Here is a 16,455-nt window from a genome sequence, read left to right on the forward strand (position 1 = left end):
CACAAGCCAAGGAGAGTGACTATCATGCCTTCCCTTCCGATCGAGGACCGGATCGCGCTGCAAGACCTGATCGCCGCCTATAGCTGGGCGCTGGACACCGGCGATGTCGACGGACTGGTCGCCTGCTTCACCCCCGACGCGCGCATGGTGGAGGAAGTATTTGACGATCCCGACATCTGGGAAGGGCATGAGGGGATTCGCGGCATCGCAGACCATTATCGCAACGCGCCCGGCTTTCCGGGCCGTCAGCATCATGTGACGCAGACCCAATATAGGCCGCAAGAGGATGGCAGTTGCACGATGCGATCCTTCGCCTTCGTGACCGAGTGCGAGGGGGAGCCGCCCTATCTGCTGCGCTTCGCCGGCTGGTACGACGATCATGCGGTCAAGGGCGCGGACGGCCAGTGGCGCTTCCATCGCCGCACGGTGCGGCTATGGGACGGCGAAGTGCTGAAGAATTTTCCGGGTCGCGGTGAGTGGGTGCCGCGCAAACGGCCGGATTCGCTGATTATTCGGCGGTGACACCGGCCGTTCGTTTCGAGCGAAGTCGAGAAACGGAAGCGCCGTTCTGGCCGCTTCTCGACACGCTCGAAGCGAACGGGGTTAGAGCATTTTTGAAGCAGATGGCATCATCTGCTGACTCGGAAAATGCGGAAAATAAAAGAGAAATAGAGCATAATCCGATTCAGAATGATCGGATTATGCTCTATTTTCGGATCATCACCCAACTGAAGGCAGGCATGACCCGACTGTCGGGCGCAACGGCGCACTCACCGATCTTGTCCAGCGCCAGTTCGGCAAAGGCTTCCGGCCATGCTGCGCCGGAGAGATGGGCCAGTCTGGCAACGGCAGCGCCGTCCAACGCACGCTTCGCTGTCACGCCCCCCCTGTCATGACGCACCAGCGCCACGCGACGATAGCCCGCTTCCGCCGCAATTTCCCCGACCAGCAGTTCATCACTCCTCCGGGTAACGGCGAAGATCGCAGCGGGCGAAATGGCTAGCAAGGCCCGCATCTGCCGCACCCGGTCGCCCTCCAGAGCCACGGCCTGCCCACCCAGATAGTGCGCGCGGGCGGCGAAGCGGCGACCGGCTGACAGTTCAGGATCGTGCAACAGCAGCGGCAGGGTGGCCCCATCCGCCCGCCCACCGGCCAGCGCCGCCGATGCCCCCGCCGCACTCGCCAGAAAACCCCGGCGGGACAGGCCGCTCATGGCTTTGCCCCCTTGGCCAGATGCTCGGCGATCTGCTGCAAATCCGCGTCGCTCACCTCGCCGCGCGGAATGGCGGGCATGTTGCCGATGCCCATGCGCGCCGCCTGCACCACATAATCGGCCGTCAGATCGGTGCGCTTTTCCAGCAGAGGCTGGTCGGTCCGCCGCGCCAGCAGCCCCGTCCCCATACCGCCCGGCCCATGGCACATGGCGCATTTTTCGAGATAAAGCCTCTCGCCCGGTCCCGCCGCAGGACGTGACGATAGCGTGTCGGGCGCAGGCAAAGGCGGCGGTCCCTTTGGCGCATCCGTCGGCGCCTCGGCCGCACGACCACAGGCGGCGCCCGCCAATATCAGCGCGGCCGCGGCGAGCGCGATCATTCCCTGGCGCATCAGCCTTGTCCTCCCGCACGATTGCTGGGCCATATGCCGCTCTTGCCCGGCGCGATGACGCCCCTGGGATCAAGCGCATCCTTCACCTTGCGGTTCAGTTGCCCCAGCGCCCCCTTGTTATAATCATAGGTGCCGGCGACCGCGTCCATATAATCGAGATGGGTGCGATATTCGCCATAGCCCTGCGCCTTGGCGTCCGCGATCAGATGCTTGAGGAAAGGATCGACCCGGCCCATCAGGTCCGCATCATCCTTGTTGATCAGCACGGCGTTGACGTTGATCAGATGGCGTTCGCCAAAGGCGAAGCTGGCCTGATAATCCATGCCATATTCCCTGTAGCGGGCGTAGGTGCGCTGGAACTGCGCCTGCGCCGCCGCGCCCGATTGCGGCAGGATGGGAGAAAAGCCGATATGCCCGCCGCGCCCGCCATGCCAGTTGGCGTTCTGCATCGGCATGGTCAGCGGCGTTCCGGTCCAGCCGGTCGCCTCCAGCGGCTCGCCCGTCCTCCATGTCGTGGGCCGCATCGACAGGGGTTTGAGCTTCCCCATTTCCTGCTCCAATATCGCATAGGCCGCCTTGTTGACCGTTTCCCGCCCGTAAAGACGCAGACTGACGCCCCACCAGCCGACGTTGAACTTCTTGCGGATCGCGGCGATCACATCGTCGGGCAAGGCGCCGGGCCTGTCGGTCCACTGGTCGCGGGTCGTGACCACGGCGGCGGCGCGCAGCCAGTTGCCGATGGTCGGCGACTGCTGCAACAATCCTTCGCGGCGCAACGGCGCGATCGCATCGATCAACGGCCCCAGATCGTCGGGCCGGTCAAATTCCAGATCCATGCCCATCAGCGATTCCGGCGCCGGCATCAACCACAGGCCCATCTTGGTGACGATGCCGAAATTGGACTGGACGAACATCTGGTCCCAGCCGGGGCCGAAACCGAAGCGATAAAGCTGCCAGGTCGGTGCGCCGTCGAGCGCCCCCATGCCGGTGCGCACCACCAGTCCGTCGGCCATCACCGCCTCTATGCCGCAGATTCGGGTCGCATGTTCGCCATAGGGGGTATAGCCCATGCCGCGATCCAGCGCATTGCCGACCACCGACCCCCAGCTATTGCCGGGCACCGACAGCCAGTGCTTCATCCCCTTCGCCTTCAGAAAATCATACAGATCGTAAAAGCCAACCCCCGGCTCCAGCAACACCGTGCCGTTCGCCTCATCATAATCGATCTTCTTCATGCGGCTAAGGTCCAGCACCACCGACCCCGCCAGCAACGGCGCGGAGCCGCCATAGCCCAGATTCTTGCCCCGGCTGATCGGCCAGAGCGCAACGCCGCGCTCCGACGCGATCCGCACGATCGCCTGTATCTCCTCAACGCTCGCGGGGGCGACCGCACCGGCGGGGTGATGGCGGGCGTCGTCAATGGCGAACTTGTCCTGATAGCTGGCCTGATCCTCCGGCGCGAAGAAGACATGATCCTTGCCGACGATCGCCGCAAAGGCCGCGATCGTCGCGGCGGCCACCGGCGGCGCCTTCATGCCCGTCCCATCCATCTCACCTCGCTCCGCCGGTCGCGCCGGCTTATTTAATAACGATCGTTATCATTTAGAAGCAAAGCCCACTTGTCAAGCAAGGCTGCAAAAACCACTTGCCTGCACCCCCGATCAGATTGTATGCCAATGATACATATTACAGATGGGAGCCAGGATGATGGAAGAGCAGGACGTCGTTTCCTTTCATGTCGAAAACCGCATCGCCTGGGTGAATTTCGCCCGCCCCGCCAAACGCAACGCGATGAGTCCGACGCTGAACCGGCGCATGATGGAGGTGCTGGACGAACTGGAATATCGCGACGATGTCGGCGTGCTGGTGCTGGGCGGCGAAGGCAGCGCCTGGTCCGCTGGCATGGACCTGAAGGAATATTTCCGCGAAACCGAAGCGCAGGGCCTGCGCGGCGTGCGCAAATCGCAGGCCGAAAGCTATGGCTGGTTCCGCCGCCTGCGCTGGTATCAGAAACCGACCATCGCCATGGTCAATGGCTGGTGCTTTGGCGGCGGCTTTGGCCCGCTTTTCGCCTGCGACCTCGCCATCTGCGCGGATGAAGCGCAGTTCGGCCTCTCCGAAATCAATTGGGGCATATTGCCCGGCGGCGGCGTGACCAAGGTGGTGGTCGACCTGCTGCCGATGCGCGACGCCATGTGGCTGACCCTGACCGGCGACCTGATCGACGGCAAGGCGGCGGCGGCGATGCGGCTGGTGAATGAAAGCGTGCCGCTGGAGCAACTCAAGGCGCGCACGACGCAGGTGGCCGAATTGCTGCTCAGGAAGAATCCGGTCGCGCTCAAATTCGCCAAGGACGCCGTCCGCCGCGTGGGCACCATGACCTATGACGAGGCGGAGGATTATCTGGTGCGGATGCAGGAAGCCGCCAATTTCCACGACAAGAGCGAAGGTCGCAAGGAAGGCATTCGCCAGTTCATCGATGAGAAAAGCTACAAGCCCGGCCTTGGCAGCTATGATCTGGAAAAGAGCAAGACTCCGGTTTAGAAATTCATGTTTATGACATTTCCATATACATGAATTTATGACAGGGTGATCCCGATCAAGGAGAAGGATCACCCCATGGCCCCCACAGACGCCGATCATGCGCAGCAGCGCCGCGCGATCGAGTTGGATTGCGCCCGCCTCATTGCGCTCTACGCCAATCTTAACGATGCGGCGCGCTGGCATGATGTCGCGGCGCTCTATGCGCCCCATGGCCGCATGGCGCGCCCGACCGCGCCAGACGACTGGATCGTCGGGCGGGACGCGATCCTGGCCGCCTTTCTGGCCCGGCCGGCGCGCACGACACGCCATTTCTGCTCCAACATCGTCGTCGATGTGCTGAACGAAGGCGAGGCGCGGGGCGAAAGCGCGATGCTGTTGTTCACCGGCGATGGAGCGCCTAAGGTCGGTTCCTTTCACGATCTTTTCGTCCAAACGGACGAAGGCTGGCGCTTTGCCGAACGGCGGGGCAGCCTGATCTTCTAAAGGGGTAGGCCGCATATGATTGGCTCCACGCCATCCACCGTCAAATCGGCGATGCGCACCATCGACATCATCGAATATGTCGTCGCGCGCCCGACCGGGGTGGTCGCGCAGGAAATTGCGGCCGGGTTGGCGATCCCGGTCAGCAGCCTGTCCTATCTGCTCGCGACCCTGGTGGAGCGCGACTATCTGGCGCGCGACGGCCGGCGCTATCTGCCCGGTCCGGCGCTGGACCGGCTGGCGGCGCCGCGCGGATCGCTGTCGCTGGCGGACCGGGTGCGCCCGCTGGTCAAATCGCTGCGCCTGCAAACCAACGAAACGGCGTCCTTCTTCGTGCGCGACGGGTGGCAACTGGAGGCGATCGTCACCGAAACGGCGGAACAGTCGCTGCGCTATTCGATCAGCGTCGGCACGCGCAGCCCGATCCATTGCCTCGCCGCGGGCAAGGCGCTGCTGGCGGCCATGCCCCAGGCGGAACTGGACGCCTATTTCGCCGCCACCCCGCTCAGCGCCTTCACGCCGGGCAGCATCACCGACGAAACGGTGCTGCGCGCCGAACTGGCGCAGGTGCGCGCCACCGGCATCGGCCGCACGCGGGAGGAATATACGCCCGGCATTTGCGGCCTTGGCATGGCGGTGACGGCGGGCGGCGTCGCCGCAGGCGCCTTTGCCGTGGCCATCCCGATGCCGCGCTTCACCGAAGAACTGGAGGCGCGCACGATCGCCAAACTGCAACAGGCGGTGGCGCTGTTCGCCGCAGCGGAGGGGCCGGCGGCCTAGCATAGTACGCCACCGCGACGCGACAGGCCGAAGTTCACAGCGTCGTCGCACGATTTCCGGCAAAGCGACAGCAACGCACCGCCGGAGCGACGCGGAAGCGCCATTAGGGTCACAGCGACGCGCCACCCACGCGACAGTTGCGCCACCGCCACGCGCCGGGGAAGCGACGGATTGGCAACGGAAAGCCGGGATGCGCGGGGGGGGCTGATCCATCCAAAAGGATAGATCAGACAAAATCCTACATTGGAAGGATTTTGGGGATGTCGCGGATGTTCCGTGAGCATGTCCGTGAAGGGTGGATAGCGGAATGGCAGCTTTCAAGAATTTCGTCATGCCAGCGAAGGCTGGCATCTCAGGCAGGCGCACGCGACATAAATGGATAGCGCTATACGGCTGGCCTCATTCTGCTACCGCCTGAGACCCCAGCCTTCGCTGGGGTGACGACTATGGGGCAGGCCAAAATGACCGCCGGACGACCGCTCTTGGCCGCAATCCGGCATTCCTCTAAAAACAGAAAAACGGGGGACGCCGTTTTAGCATCCCCCGTTCCCATCGCACTCGGCTATGGTTGGATCAGGCGGCCTTGGTGCGCCAGCCGTCGGCATAATTGTCGCGCGCGGCTTCCGAATAGGGGACCGAGGAGACGATCGCCTTGATCTCCGTCTGGACATGCGGTTCGACGGTCGGCTTTGATGTGCCGCCATCGGGTTCGCCCCACAGCAAAGTGACTTCGGTGCCCGGTTCGGCATAAGCCGCATCGACCATCGCCAGCGCCAGGAAACGACCGGCATTCACCGTATAGCCGATCCAGGTCGACAGGCCGATCGTCTTGCCGTCCTTCAGCACCGCGTCATAGGGATGCATGCAATAGACGGCGCTGGGGAACTCCAGGAACTTCGCCTTGTCGCCAGTCTGGAGCATCGAGCTCATGACGCGGACAATATCCTCATTGTCCAGCGCCAGCGTCACCTTCTGCCGATGCGGCTGATCCTTGATCTTTTCCAGCGCCTCGCGGCCGACAAACTCATGGTCGAACTTGACCATGATGCCATAGCCCAGCTCCCACGGGTTCAGATAATAATCCTCGATCCTGTCGGAGACGAAGCTGCCGCCCAGCGAGCATTTGCCTTCATAGGTGTTGGCGCCGAGCCATTCGCGGAAGCCCTTCGAGCCTTCGCCGGTGTAGGTGGCGGGGAGCGGCGAGGGGATCCAGCCCGATTCCAGCGTGTTCGACGAATAGGTGCGGCCGCCGCACAGCGCCAGGCCATGATCCTTGCCCGCTTCGATCAGCGCATTGCGGACAGTGTCATAATCCTTCCACGGGCCAAACAACTCATAGCCCGGCTGGCCGGCCATGCCATGGCGCAGCGCGCGCACTTCGACGCCGGCGATGGTGATCGGCGCCATGTGGAAGAATTTCAGGTCCGGCGGGGTCTGGCCCATCGCCTTTTCCAGCACCGGCATGGCGTTCGGCCCCTGCAACTGGAAGCGATAATTGCGGCGATAGCCCTGCTCGTCCAGCGGACGGGCGGCGGTGCGCTCGTCGCGTTCCACCTTCACATCCCATTTGCCGGTCGACGCCCAATATTCGACCCATTCGATCGAAGGCGCGCGGCCGACCAGTTCGAACTTTTCCTCCTCCAGATAGAAGAGGATGACATCGCCAATCACATAGCCTTCCGGAGTTACGGGCGCGAACTGCTTGGCGCGGTTGGGGACGAAGCCCTTGAAGCTGTTGGGCGCCAGCCAGGCCAGCATGTCGAACGCGCCGGGACCGGTGACGAGCAGGTCGACCATGTGGAAGCTCTGGTTGAACAGCACCGAACTTTCCGCCCAGCTGCGCTGTTCGTCGCGCCAGTTGCTATATTCGGCCGGAACGCCGGGATAGACATTGGGGCCGGTCTGCTGGTTGCGCAGGAAATGGACGATGTCGCCCTTTTCATCGAGCAGCTGTTGCAGGGTCTTGTCGGTCATTCAAACCTCTCCTTCGACTTGATTGGCAAAGTTCACACCGTTGTCGGGCGATGGCCGGTCGAGCCATTCCCGCACGTGTCTGTTGAAGGCCCGCGGCGTTTCCGCAGGCATCATATGGCCCGCCCCCGGCACCACGCGCAGGCGTGCGCCGGGAATGGCGGCGACGATCGCCTGATGCTGGGCGACGGGGGACCAGCGATCCTCCTGCCCCACGATCGCGACCGTCGGGCAGGCGATGGTCGGCAGCAGCGTGTCGAGCGCGGGGCGATGCAGCAGCGCCTCGATCTGCGCTTCGAAAATCGGCAGGCCCGCACCGACCGCCATGGCGTAGAGCCGGTCCATCAGCCCTTCGTCGCGCAGCGCGTCCGCCCCCATCATCGGCGGCAGCCATTGCGCCACCAGCGCCGCCATCCCCTGCGCCCGGCCAAGGTCGCGCAGCCGATAGCGTCCCTCCTGCTCGCCGGGTTTGACCGGATGAACGCCGGTATCGACCAGCGCCAGCCGCTCGACCCGTTCGGGCGCCTTGCGCATTACCTCCAGCGCGACGCGGGCGCCCATGGAATGGCCCAGTAAAGCGCAGCGCGCCGGCATATGCGCCAGCGCATGGTCGGCCATCGCCCCGATCCGGTCCGCGCCGCCATAAAAGCCGTCGATCACCCGGCTGCCGGAGAAGGCGGCGAGCGTGTCGCCGAACATGCGCGAGTCGCAGATCAGCCCCGGAAGGATGATTAATGGCGTCTCTGCGCCCCTCTCCGATGTTTTCGCACTCATGAATATTTCATCTATACGAATGTTTTTCGATCGGCTAGGGGGAAAATACGCCCGGGATACAAAGAGCGCCAAGAAGATGCGCCAGACCGTCCCGGCAACCAGTCCTGCCGGGAGAGAATCATGAGCCTGCCGTCGATCCATCCAAACTGGGATTTGCCGCCAAAGGGCATGACCGACGGCTATTCGCTGGAGATCACCGCCAGGGATATGGAGGCGCTGGTCGAGGCGGCCCCGGCTATTGCAGGCGAAACGCCGGTCGCCGTCACCTTCCTGCCCGGCGAGTCGCTGGAGGCGCGGATCGCCGCGACGAAGGTGGTGCGCGATCTTGGCTTTGAACCGATGCCGCATTTTTCCGCACGCCGGCTGGAATCGGGCGATGATTTCGAGGGCTATCTGGAGGCGGTCGTGCAGCAAGCCGGCGTGCGGCGATGCTTCGTCATCGCCGGCGACCCCGCGGAAGCGGCCGGTCCCTATGGCGACAGCATGGCGCTGATCAGTACCGGCGCGTTCGAACGCGCGGGCATCCAGGCGATCGGCATCGGCGGCCATCCCGAAGGCCATCCCAATATGAGCCGTGAACAGACTTTTGCGGTCCTGACCGAAAAATGCGCCGAGATCGCCAGCCGGAAGATGGCACCGCTGATCGTCACCCAGTTCAGCTTCGACGCCGCGCCGATCCTGCAATGGCTGGCCGAATTGCGCGCGCGCGGGATCGATGCGCCGGTGCGGATCGGGGTGCCGGGGCCAGCGGGCATCAAGACGCTGATGCGCTTTGCCGCCCGCTGCGGCGTGGGCGCTTCGACATCGGTGCTCGCCAAATATGGCATTTCGATCACGAAGCTGATCGGCACCGCTGGCCCCGACAAGCTGGTCGATGCGCTGGGCAAGGCGCTTGGTCCCCAGCATGGCAAGGTGCGGCTGCATTTCTATCCGTTCGGCGGCCTCACCCGCACGGTCGAATGGATCAACAATTATAAGGCCCGCCCTTGAGCGCGCGCCCCCGTGGAGAGAAACGAGCATGACCGAAATCTGCACCCTCACCCTGCAATGCGACGACCGGCCGGGGCTGGTCGCCGATGTCGCGACCTTCCTGACGCGGCAGGGCGGCAACATCACCGATGCGCAGCAATATAATGACAGGCTGACCGACCGCTTCTTCATGCGCGTCGAATTTGAAATTGGCGACAATGAGATCGCACCGCTGGCGGCCGCCTTCGGGCCGCTGGCGCGCGAGCGCGGCATGGACTGGGCCCTGCGCCGCCGCAGCGAGCGGCAGAAGATTTTGCTGCTGGTCAGCAAGTTCGACCATTGCCTGGGAGATCTTCTGTATCGCTGGCGCATCGGCGAGCTGAACATGGATGTGGTCGGCATCGTCAGCAACCATCCCCGCCATGTGCTGACGACGTCGCTGATGGGCGATCTGCCTTATCATCATCTGCCGATTACGAAGGACAGCAAGCCGCAGCAGGAGGCGCAGATCAAGGCGATCGTGGAGCAGACCGGCGCCGACCTGATCGTGCTGGCGCGCTATATGCAGATATTGAGCGACGATCTGGCCGGGTTCCTGTCAGGGCGCTGCATCAACATCCACCACAGTTTCCTGCCCGGCTTCAAGGGCGCCAAACCCTATCATCAGGCGCATGCCCGCGGGGTCAAGATGATCGGCGCGACCGCCCATTATGTGACCGCCGATCTGGATGAAGGACCGATCATCCATCAGGATGTGGAGGCGATCAACCATGCCGACACGCCCGACGATCTGGTCCGCAAGGGACGCGACATCGAACGGCGCGTGCTGGCGACCGCCGTGCAGCATCATCTTCAGGGACGGGTTTTCCAGAATGGCGCACGCACTGTCGTCTTCCGGGCCTGAGGCCGTGGCCCAGCGAATCGACGGACGCGCGCTGGCGCGCGCCCTGTCGGCGGAGACGGCCGCGCGCGTGGACGCGCTGCACGCCCGCACCGGCCATGCCGCCGCGCTGGCGGTGATACTGGTCGGCAGCGATCCGGCGAGCGAAGTCTATGTCGGGCGTAAGGTGGCGGAATGCGCCAGGGTTGGCATCCGATCGGTCGAACATCGCCTGCCCGCCGATACGACGCAGACGACACTGATGACGCTCATCGACCGGCTGAATGGCGACGACGCGATCGACGGCATATTGATCCAGTTGCCATTGCCGCCGCAGATCGATGCCGCGTGCGTGCTGGACAGGATCGACCCGGCCAAGGATGTGGACGGCTTCCATCCGGTCAATGTCGGCCGCCTGTCCACCGGCACTGGCGGCCTTGTCCCCTGCACGCCGCTGGGCATCATGAAGCTGCTGGACAGCGTGGTGACGGACTATCGCGGACTGGACGTCGTGGTGATCGGCAAATCCAACATCGTGGGCAAGCCGGTCGCCATGCTGCTGCTGGAGCGGGAAGCGACCGTCACCGTCACCCATATCGAAACGCGCGACCTGCCCGATATTGCGCGCAAGGCGGACATCATCATCGCCGCCGCCGGGGCGCCGCATCTGGTGCGCGGCTATTGGGTGAAGCCCGGCGCGATCGTCATCGATGTGGGCATCAGCCGGATCGGGCAGGCGGACGGATCGATGCGGCTGGTGGGCGATTGCGCCACCCATGAACTGGACCATGCGCGGGCGGTGACGCCGGTGCCGGGCGGGGTGGGACCGATGACCATCGCCTGCCTGCTGAGCAACACGGTGACGGCGGCGGAAAGGGCGCGGCATGACTGAGACACAATGCACGACGATCGTGCGGGTCCGCGACCTGCCGCTGCTGGCCGACATTGGCATCAACCCCGACGAGATTGGCCGACGGCAACCGCTGGTGATTTCGGTCGAGTTGACTCTGAATGCCGGGCGGGTCGACGGGATTGGCGAGACGGTGGATTATCGCCGCGTGGCGCAGGCGGCCGAGGAACTGGCGCTGGTCCACATTCCCCTGATCGAAACCTTCGCCCAGCGGCTGGGCGATCGCTGCCTTGCCATGGGCGGGGTGATGCACGCGCGCATAAGCATCGACAAGCCCTTCGCCATCACGCGCGGCATGGCTGGCGTGGAAGTGTGCATGGGACGATAATGGGACGGGCGTTCGGCCATGGTCGAACGCCCTATCCTTCAATCCTCTTCGTCTGCGACTTGCAGGCGCGCGATGATCAGCACCAGCGCGGCCAGGCCCGACCCCAGCGCCAGCAGCAGGGACGTCACGCCCCTGCCCGCACCCATAGCCAGCAACTGCCCGGCCAGAAACGGTCCCAGCGCCGCACCGCACCGGCCAAAGCCGATCACCGCTCCGGTCCCCGTCGCCCGCAGCGTGGTGGGATAGATGTTGGCGATCAGCGCATAAAGGCCCACGACCGCGCCATTGGACAGGAAACCCAGCAGGAACGCTCCGCCCTGCAACAACAGCATGTCCGCCGGGATGCCGCCGAACGCGGCAACCGCAATGGTCGCCCCGACAAGGCCAGTAATCACCAGCGGGCGCAGGCCCAGACGCGGCGACAGCAGGCCCAGCACCAGCCCGCCGGTCGCGCCGCCCATGTTCATCACCACCGACACGATCGTCGCCTGCGACGGATCGAAGCCCAGCGCCACGACCAGCGAGGGCGTCCAACCCAGCGCATAATAGAAAGTCATCATATGCAGGCCGTACATGGCGATCAGCGCGATCGTCGTGGCGCGATAGCGATCGGTGAACAGCGTCGCCATCGCCGCCTTTGGCGCGTCGATCGCGGCGATGCGCGCGGCATGCGGCTGGCCCAAACGCCCAAGGATGGCGTTGATCCGCTTCAGCGCATCGGGGCCGCCGCGCGTCGCCAGCCAGCCGATCGATTCGGGCAGGAACAGCAGGACCAGCGGCACGATCGCCGCCGTCGCGCCCGCCCCGAACAGGAAGATCGATTCCCAGCCATGATGTTTGAGCAGTTGCGCCGCCGCCCATCCGCCCACGATGCCGCCCACCGGATAGCCGGCCGCCATGATGCTGACCGCCAGATCGCGCCGCTTCCGGTTGGCGAATTCGGCGGACAGGGCGTTGATCGACGCCAGCACCGCGCCCAGGCCAAGGCCGGTGAAAGCCCGCAGCAGGCACAGCATCGTCACATTGGCGGCAAAGGCGGATGCGAACATCCCCAGGATCATGATCGCAAGGCACAGCAGCACCTGCGGCCGCCGGCCGATCCGGTCGGCCAGCTGACCCAGCGTCAGCGATCCCACCACCATGCCGGCGAGGCCCGCCGATACGACCAGTCCGATCGCCCCCGGCCCGACATCCCATTGCCGCGCGATCCCCGGCGCGGCGAAGGTCACGGCCAATATGTCGAAGCCGTCGAGCGCGCTCAGCAGGAAGCAGATGGCGATCGCCATGCATTGCGGCCAGCGCATCGGCCGGGCGGCCAGGATCGCGCGCGGATCGTCCGCCGGCAGGGCGATGTTAAGGGTCGATGCCATGGCGGCGATCCTCTCCTGTTTGTTATTGCCCGCGATACTGTATGCTTATGACACAGTTGTAAACCGGGCATGCGCATCTTTGCCCATGTGCCGATCCGTTGTGCCGGTCCCTCCGCATCGCCGCTTGTGTCTGCCCCTGAATAAATATAACGATCGTTATCAAATAGGCGGGAGGGACGAATGGCGGCAACCATGGAGGCGACGGCCGACAGGCAGGACGAACCCGGTCTGGCGCTGGGCATCGCCTTTGGCTTTCTGTCGTCGCTGGGTCCGCTGGCGATCGACCTCTATCTGCCCGCCATGCCCGGCATGGCGCGCAGCTTCGCGGTCGACACCGGTGGGATACAGCGTACCTTGTCCGCCTTCTTCCTGGGGCTGGCGCTGGCGCAGATTCCGCTCGGCACTTTGGGGGATATATATGGCCGGCGGCGGCCTTTGCTGGGCGGCCTTGCCCTGTTCATCCTCGCCTCGATCGCCTGCGCGGCGGCGACCAGCCTCGATCAGCTGATCCTCTGCCGCTTTCTCCAGGGCATGGGCGCCTGCGCCGGCACGTCGAGCGTGCGGGCGATGATCCGCGATCGGTTCAGCGGTCATCGCGCGGCCAGGCTGATGGCCTTCACCTTCCTGATCATCGGCATTTCGCCGGTGCTGGCGCCGCTGGCCGGCAGCATCCTGCTGCAAATCCTGCCATGGCGCGGCCTGTTCGCGCTGCTGGCGGGGGGCGGCGGGATCGCGCTGCTGGCGGTGCTGCTATTCCTGCCGGAAACCCTGCCTGCCGAGCGCCGGCTGCACCGCTTGCCGATGCTGGCCAGCTATCGCCAGCTATTGACCAGCCCCGCCTTCCTTGGCTGGACCATGGTCGCGGGTCTGGGCACGACCATCCCCTTTGCCTTCGTCACCGCCGCGCCCTTTCTCTACACGCAGGGCTTTGGCCTGACTGCCCATCAATACAGCCTGTTGCTGGCGCTCAATGCCGGAACGTCGATCATCGCCACCCAGTTTGCGCCGACGATGATGCGGCGGCTGGGCGCGGGGCGGCTGGTGACGTTAGCGGCAAGTGTCGCAATCGCCGCATCGCTGCTGATGACGCTCGCAACCGTCTCACTCCTTGTCTCACTCCCCCTGTTCCAGCTTTACGCCATGCTGCTCTTCGCGCTGGCCGGGCTGATCCTGACCCCTGCGGCAATCTCCGCACTGGATGCCGCCGCCGGCGGGGCGGGCGCGGCCGCAGGGCTGCTCGGCACGCTGCAACTGGCGATCACCGCGCTGGCGAGCGGCGCAGTGTCGCTGCTGCCGTCGATGGCGGTGTTGCCGCTAACCCTGTTGCTGGGCGGCAGCTTCGCTCTGATGGCGCTGGTGATGCTGGCGCTGGGGCGGCAGCGGGCGGGTTAGCCCACCTGGGCCAGCCAGTCGGCCAGATTATAATGGTTGCTGACCCGCGCGATGCGGCCGTCGACAAACTCAAAGAAGGCGCCGACACGCAGCCGATAGGTCTGGCCGCTGGCTGGCGGCAGATCGCCGTCGGTTTCCAGATAGCGGCCTTCCAGCAGGAACTCCGCCGCGCCGTGCGCGCCCTCCACCGTCGTCAGGAGGACCGGATCAATCACCTGCTCGCTATAGCAGCGGTTCATATGGGTGAGGAAATCGGCGAAGGCCGCCTTGCCCGTGCGTACCGCGCCTTGCGAAGGTTCATGCACCACATCGTCGGTCAGCAGATCCAGCATCGCCGCGGCATCCCCGCGGTTGAAGGCCTCATAATAGCTCTGCAACAGGGCGCTGCTCATGCCTTGCTCCCCGCCTTTAAACGATCGGCATGCCAGCGCAGATGATCGGCCATGAAGGTCGAGATGAAATAATAGCTGTGATCATACCCCTCGCGCAACGTGAGCGTCAGCGGGATGCCGGCCGCATCACAGGCGGCACGTAGCAGGTCGGGGCGCAATTCCTTTTCCAGAAAGGTATCGGCCGCGCCCTGATCCACCAGCAGGGCGGGCACGCGCGCGCCATCCTCGATCAGCGCGACGGCGTCATGCTTGCGCCATGCCGCCTTGTCATCGCCCAGATAGCCGCCCAGCGCCTTCTGGCCCCAGGGCACCTGCGAAGACGCGACGATCGGGGCGAAGGCGGACACCGCCTTGAACCGATCGGGAAAGCTGAGGCCGATGGTCAGCGCGCCATGACCGCCCATGCTATGCCCCATGATCGACTGACGATCCATATCGGCGGGAAATTCCGCCGCGATCAGAGCGGGGAGTTCGTCCGTGACATAGGACCACATCCGGTAATTGGCAGCAAAGGGCGCTTGGGTCGCATCGACATAGAAGCCCGCGCCAAGGCCGAAATCATAGGCGCCGTCGGGATCGTCCGCCACGCCTTCTCCACGCGGCGACGTATCGGGCGCGACGAAGATCAGGCCCAGTTCCGCGCACAGCGCACGGAACTCGCCTTTTTCGGTGACATTGGCATGGGTGCAGGTCAGCCCCGACAGATACCAGACCACCGGCAGGCGCGCGCCTTCCGCATGCGGCGGGACATAGACGGAGAAGGTCATGTCCGTGCCGGTGGCGGCGGAGGCATGCCGGTACACGCCCTGCACGCCGCCATGGGCGCGATTGGTGCTGACCGTCTCCATCAGAAGACGACGACCGAACGGATGCTCTTGCCCGCATGCATCAGGTCGAAGGCGGTGTTGATCTCCTCCAGCCCCATGACATGGGTGATCATGGGATCGATCTCGATCTTGCCGGTCATGTACATGTCGACGATCTTGGGCACGTCGGTCCGCCCCTTGGCCCCGCCGAATGCCGTGCCGCGCCAGTTGCGCCCGGTGACGAGTTGGAAGGGGCGCGTCTCGATGGTCTTGCCCGCTTCGGCCACGCCGATGATGATCGACGTGCCCCAGCCGCGATGGCAGGCTTCCAGCGCGGTGCGCATCACTTCGGTATTGCCGGTCGCGTCGAACGTATAGTCGGCGCCGCCGTCGGTCATCTCCACGATTTTCGCGACCGTGTCCTCGCGCGACAGACCCTTACTGTTGAGGAAGTCAGTCATGCCGAACTTGCGCCCCCATTCCTCGCGATCGGGATTGATGTCGACGCCGATGATCTTGTTCGCGCCGGCGAGGCGCGCGCCCTGAATGACGTTGAGGCCGATGCCGCCAAGCCCGAAGACGACGACATTGTCGCCCACCTGCACCTTGGCCGTGTTGATGACCGCGCCCACGCCGGTCGTCACGCCGCAGCCGATGTAGCAGCTCGATTGGAAAGGCGCATCTTCGCGAATCTTGGCCAGCGCGATTTCCGGCAGGACGGTGAAGTTGGAGAAGGTGGAACAGCCCATATAATGGTAGATCGGCTGGCCCTTATAGCTGAAGCGGGTCGTGCCGTCGGGCATCAGCCCCTTGCCCTGTGTCGCGCGGATCGCGGTGCAGAGGTTGGTCTTCCCGCTGAGGCAGCTTTTGCACTGGCGGCATTCGGGGGTGTAGAGCGGGATGACGTGGTCGCCCGGCTTGACCGAGGTCACGCCCGCGCCGACTTCGCGCACGATGCCCGCGCCTTCATGGCCCAGTACGGACGGGAAAATGCCTTCGCTGTCGAAGCCGTCGAGCGTATAGGCGTCGGTATGGCAGATGCCAGTCGCCATGATTTCCACCAGCACTTCGCCGGCCTTGGGGCCTTCCAGATCCAGCTCGACGATTTCGAGGGGCTTCTTCGCTTCGAAGGCGACGGCGGCGCGGGTTTTCATGGGGGCTACTCCCGAAAGGACAAGGATGATGGGATATGGCGGAAACAGCCGCCCGGCCGCAAGACCGAGCGGCTGTTTCCGCCGTTATGAGCCCGCTCTA

Annotated in this window: 18 protein-coding genes; 9 read left to right on the top strand and 9 right to left on the bottom strand. The window is 64.5% G+C overall.

The features are described 5' to 3' along the window. Positions 1-24: 24 nt before the first annotated feature. Positions 25-522, top strand: a complete 498-nt coding sequence (locus tag ACFOKF_RS23485; RefSeq protein WP_380799019.1) for a nuclear transport factor 2 family protein — start codon at positions 25-27, stop codon at positions 520-522. A 184-nt stretch (positions 523-706) separates the two neighbouring features. Here ACFOKF_RS23485 and ACFOKF_RS23490 read toward each other — a convergent pair whose 3' ends face one another. From ACFOKF_RS23490 to ACFOKF_RS23500, 3 genes are read right to left on the bottom strand one after another with little or no spacing between them, the layout of a single operon-like run. After that, positions 707-1,213, bottom strand: a complete 507-nt coding sequence (locus ACFOKF_RS23490) for a hypothetical protein (protein ID WP_380799020.1) — start codon at positions 1,211-1,213, stop codon at positions 707-709. Further along, positions 1,210-1,605 carry a c-type cytochrome gene (locus tag ACFOKF_RS23495; RefSeq protein WP_380799022.1) on the bottom strand — a complete coding sequence of 132 codons (396 nt, stop codon included), beginning with the start codon at positions 1,603-1,605 and terminating at the stop codon, positions 1,210-1,212. Before ACFOKF_RS23495 ends, ACFOKF_RS23490 begins: the two co-directional genes overlap by 4 nt. Then, a complete protein-coding gene (locus ACFOKF_RS23500; RefSeq protein ID WP_380799023.1) occupies positions 1,605-3,140 on the bottom strand; it encodes an FAD-binding oxidoreductase in 1,536 nt (511 codons plus the stop codon). Before ACFOKF_RS23500 ends, ACFOKF_RS23495 begins: the two co-directional genes overlap by 1 nt. A gap of 169 nt (positions 3,141-3,309) precedes the next feature. Between ACFOKF_RS23500 and ACFOKF_RS23505 the strand changes: the two genes are divergently transcribed. From ACFOKF_RS23505 to ACFOKF_RS23515, 3 genes are all read left to right on the top strand, one after another. Next, positions 3,310-4,149 carry a p-hydroxycinnamoyl CoA hydratase/lyase gene (locus tag ACFOKF_RS23505; protein ID WP_380799024.1) on the top strand — a complete coding sequence of 280 codons (840 nt, stop codon included), beginning with the start codon at positions 3,310-3,312 and terminating at the stop codon, positions 4,147-4,149. Between the two features lie 75 nt (positions 4,150-4,224). Then, a complete protein-coding gene (locus ACFOKF_RS23510) occupies positions 4,225-4,632 on the top strand; it encodes a nuclear transport factor 2 family protein (RefSeq protein WP_380799025.1) in 408 nt (135 codons plus the stop codon). Positions 4,633-4,647: 15 nt separating this feature from the next. Beyond that, positions 4,648-5,409 carry an IclR family transcriptional regulator gene (locus tag ACFOKF_RS23515; RefSeq protein WP_380799027.1) on the top strand — a complete coding sequence of 254 codons (762 nt, stop codon included), beginning with the start codon at positions 4,648-4,650 and terminating at the stop codon, positions 5,407-5,409. 573 nt (positions 5,410-5,982) lie between these two features. On the opposite strand, the gene desA is transcribed toward ACFOKF_RS23515, so the two are convergent. Both desA and ACFOKF_RS23525 read right to left on the bottom strand, forming a co-directional pair. After that, positions 5,983-7,383 (bottom strand): syringate O-demethylase, encoded by a 1,401-nt coding sequence (gene desA, locus ACFOKF_RS23520; RefSeq protein WP_380799028.1) that lies wholly within the window; start codon positions 7,381-7,383, stop codon positions 5,983-5,985. Then, entirely contained in the window at positions 7,384-8,079 is a 696-nt protein-coding gene (locus tag ACFOKF_RS23525; RefSeq protein WP_380799029.1) for an alpha/beta fold hydrolase, read from the bottom strand. 195 nt (positions 8,080-8,274) lie between these two features. On the opposite strand from ACFOKF_RS23525, the gene ACFOKF_RS23530 reads away from it, so the two are divergent. The 4 genes from ACFOKF_RS23530 to ACFOKF_RS23545 are packed head-to-tail and all read left to right on the top strand — an operon-like array spanning position 8,275 to position 11,241. Then, the gene (locus ACFOKF_RS23530; protein ID WP_380799030.1) at positions 8,275-9,144 is read left to right on the top strand and encodes a methylenetetrahydrofolate reductase; all 870 of its coding nucleotides are present in this window, start codon (positions 8,275-8,277) and stop codon (positions 9,142-9,144) included. A gap of 28 nt (positions 9,145-9,172) precedes the next feature. Beyond that, complete coding sequence (purU, locus tag ACFOKF_RS23535; RefSeq protein WP_380799031.1) at positions 9,173-10,027, top strand: formyltetrahydrofolate deformylase; 855 nt, start codon at positions 9,173-9,175, stop codon at positions 10,025-10,027. Continuing rightward, a complete protein-coding gene (locus tag ACFOKF_RS23540; protein ID WP_380799032.1) occupies positions 9,996-10,895 on the top strand; it encodes a bifunctional 5,10-methylenetetrahydrofolate dehydrogenase/5,10-methenyltetrahydrofolate cyclohydrolase in 900 nt (299 codons plus the stop codon). The genes purU and ACFOKF_RS23540 overlap by 32 nt, the downstream gene beginning before the upstream one ends. Then, positions 10,888-11,241 carry a dihydroneopterin aldolase gene (locus ACFOKF_RS23545; protein WP_380799033.1) on the top strand — a complete coding sequence of 118 codons (354 nt, stop codon included), beginning with the start codon at positions 10,888-10,890 and terminating at the stop codon, positions 11,239-11,241. Before ACFOKF_RS23540 ends, ACFOKF_RS23545 begins: the two co-directional genes overlap by 8 nt. 38 nt (positions 11,242-11,279) lie before the next feature. On the opposite strand, the gene ACFOKF_RS23550 is transcribed toward ACFOKF_RS23545, so the two are convergent. Next, complete coding sequence (locus ACFOKF_RS23550) at positions 11,280-12,611, bottom strand: MFS transporter (RefSeq protein ID WP_380799035.1); 1,332 nt, start codon at positions 12,609-12,611, stop codon at positions 11,280-11,282. 180 nt (positions 12,612-12,791) lie between these two features. Here ACFOKF_RS23550 and ACFOKF_RS23555 point away from each other — a divergent pair, with 180 nt between their 5' ends. Continuing rightward, positions 12,792-14,003 carry a multidrug effflux MFS transporter gene (locus tag ACFOKF_RS23555; protein WP_380799036.1) on the top strand — a complete coding sequence of 404 codons (1,212 nt, stop codon included), beginning with the start codon at positions 12,792-12,794 and terminating at the stop codon, positions 14,001-14,003. Here ACFOKF_RS23555 and ACFOKF_RS23560 read toward each other — a convergent pair. Genes ACFOKF_RS23560 through ACFOKF_RS23570 form a run of 3 tightly spaced genes read right to left on the bottom strand, consistent with a single transcriptional unit; the run spans position 14,000 to position 16,355 of the window. Continuing rightward, the gene (locus tag ACFOKF_RS23560; RefSeq protein ID WP_380799037.1) at positions 14,000-14,395 is read right to left on the bottom strand and encodes a ketosteroid isomerase-related protein; all 396 of its coding nucleotides are present in this window, start codon (positions 14,393-14,395) and stop codon (positions 14,000-14,002) included. The genes ACFOKF_RS23555 and ACFOKF_RS23560 overlap by 4 nt on opposite strands. Beyond that, positions 14,392-15,243 carry an S-formylglutathione hydrolase gene (fghA, locus tag ACFOKF_RS23565; protein WP_380799039.1) on the bottom strand — a complete coding sequence of 284 codons (852 nt, stop codon included), beginning with the start codon at positions 15,241-15,243 and terminating at the stop codon, positions 14,392-14,394. Before fghA ends, ACFOKF_RS23560 begins: the two co-directional genes overlap by 4 nt. Next, the gene (locus ACFOKF_RS23570; protein WP_380799040.1) at positions 15,243-16,355 is read right to left on the bottom strand and encodes an S-(hydroxymethyl)glutathione dehydrogenase/class III alcohol dehydrogenase; all 1,113 of its coding nucleotides are present in this window, start codon (positions 16,353-16,355) and stop codon (positions 15,243-15,245) included. The genes fghA and ACFOKF_RS23570 overlap by 1 nt, the downstream gene beginning before the upstream one ends. Positions 16,356-16,455 lie beyond the last annotated feature (100 nt).

This window comes from Sphingobium rhizovicinum (assembly GCF_042647625.1).
Lineage (GTDB): Bacteria > Pseudomonadota > Alphaproteobacteria > Sphingomonadales > Sphingomonadaceae > Sphingobium > Sphingobium rhizovicinum.

Coding starts and splice junctions, on each gene's coding strand:
- ACFOKF_RS23485 (WP_380799019.1), top strand. CDS start 25: ATGCCTTCCCTTCCGATCGAGGACCGGATCGCGCTGCAAGACCTGATC.
- ACFOKF_RS23490 (WP_380799020.1), bottom strand. CDS start 1,213: ATGAGCGGCCTGTCCCGCCGGGGTTTTCTGGCGAGTGCGGCGGGGGCA.
- ACFOKF_RS23495 (WP_380799022.1), bottom strand. CDS start 1,605: ATGCGCCAGGGAATGATCGCGCTCGCCGCGGCCGCGCTGATATTGGCG.
- ACFOKF_RS23500 (WP_380799023.1), bottom strand. CDS start 3,140: ATGAAGGCGCCGCCGGTGGCCGCCGCGACGATCGCGGCCTTTGCGGCG.
- ACFOKF_RS23505 (WP_380799024.1), top strand. CDS start 3,310: ATGATGGAAGAGCAGGACGTCGTTTCCTTTCATGTCGAAAACCGCATC.
- ACFOKF_RS23510 (WP_380799025.1), top strand. CDS start 4,225: ATGGCCCCCACAGACGCCGATCATGCGCAGCAGCGCCGCGCGATCGAG.
- ACFOKF_RS23515 (WP_380799027.1), top strand. CDS start 4,648: ATGATTGGCTCCACGCCATCCACCGTCAAATCGGCGATGCGCACCATC.
- desA (WP_380799028.1), bottom strand. CDS start 7,383: ATGACCGACAAGACCCTGCAACAGCTGCTCGATGAAAAGGGCGACATC.
- ACFOKF_RS23525 (WP_380799029.1), bottom strand. CDS start 8,079: ATGTTCGGCGACACGCTCGCCGCCTTCTCCGGCAGCCGGGTGATCGAC.
- ACFOKF_RS23530 (WP_380799030.1), top strand. CDS start 8,275: ATGAGCCTGCCGTCGATCCATCCAAACTGGGATTTGCCGCCAAAGGGC.
- purU (WP_380799031.1), top strand. CDS start 9,173: ATGACCGAAATCTGCACCCTCACCCTGCAATGCGACGACCGGCCGGGG.
- ACFOKF_RS23540 (WP_380799032.1), top strand. CDS start 9,996: ATGGCGCACGCACTGTCGTCTTCCGGGCCTGAGGCCGTGGCCCAGCGA.
- ACFOKF_RS23545 (WP_380799033.1), top strand. CDS start 10,888: ATGACTGAGACACAATGCACGACGATCGTGCGGGTCCGCGACCTGCCG.
- ACFOKF_RS23550 (WP_380799035.1), bottom strand. CDS start 12,611: ATGGCATCGACCCTTAACATCGCCCTGCCGGCGGACGATCCGCGCGCG.
- ACFOKF_RS23555 (WP_380799036.1), top strand. CDS start 12,792: ATGGCGGCAACCATGGAGGCGACGGCCGACAGGCAGGACGAACCCGGT.
- ACFOKF_RS23560 (WP_380799037.1), bottom strand. CDS start 14,395: ATGAGCAGCGCCCTGTTGCAGAGCTATTATGAGGCCTTCAACCGCGGG.
- fghA (WP_380799039.1), bottom strand. CDS start 15,243: ATGGAGACGGTCAGCACCAATCGCGCCCATGGCGGCGTGCAGGGCGTG.
- ACFOKF_RS23570 (WP_380799040.1), bottom strand. CDS start 16,355: ATGAAAACCCGCGCCGCCGTCGCCTTCGAAGCGAAGAAGCCCCTCGAA.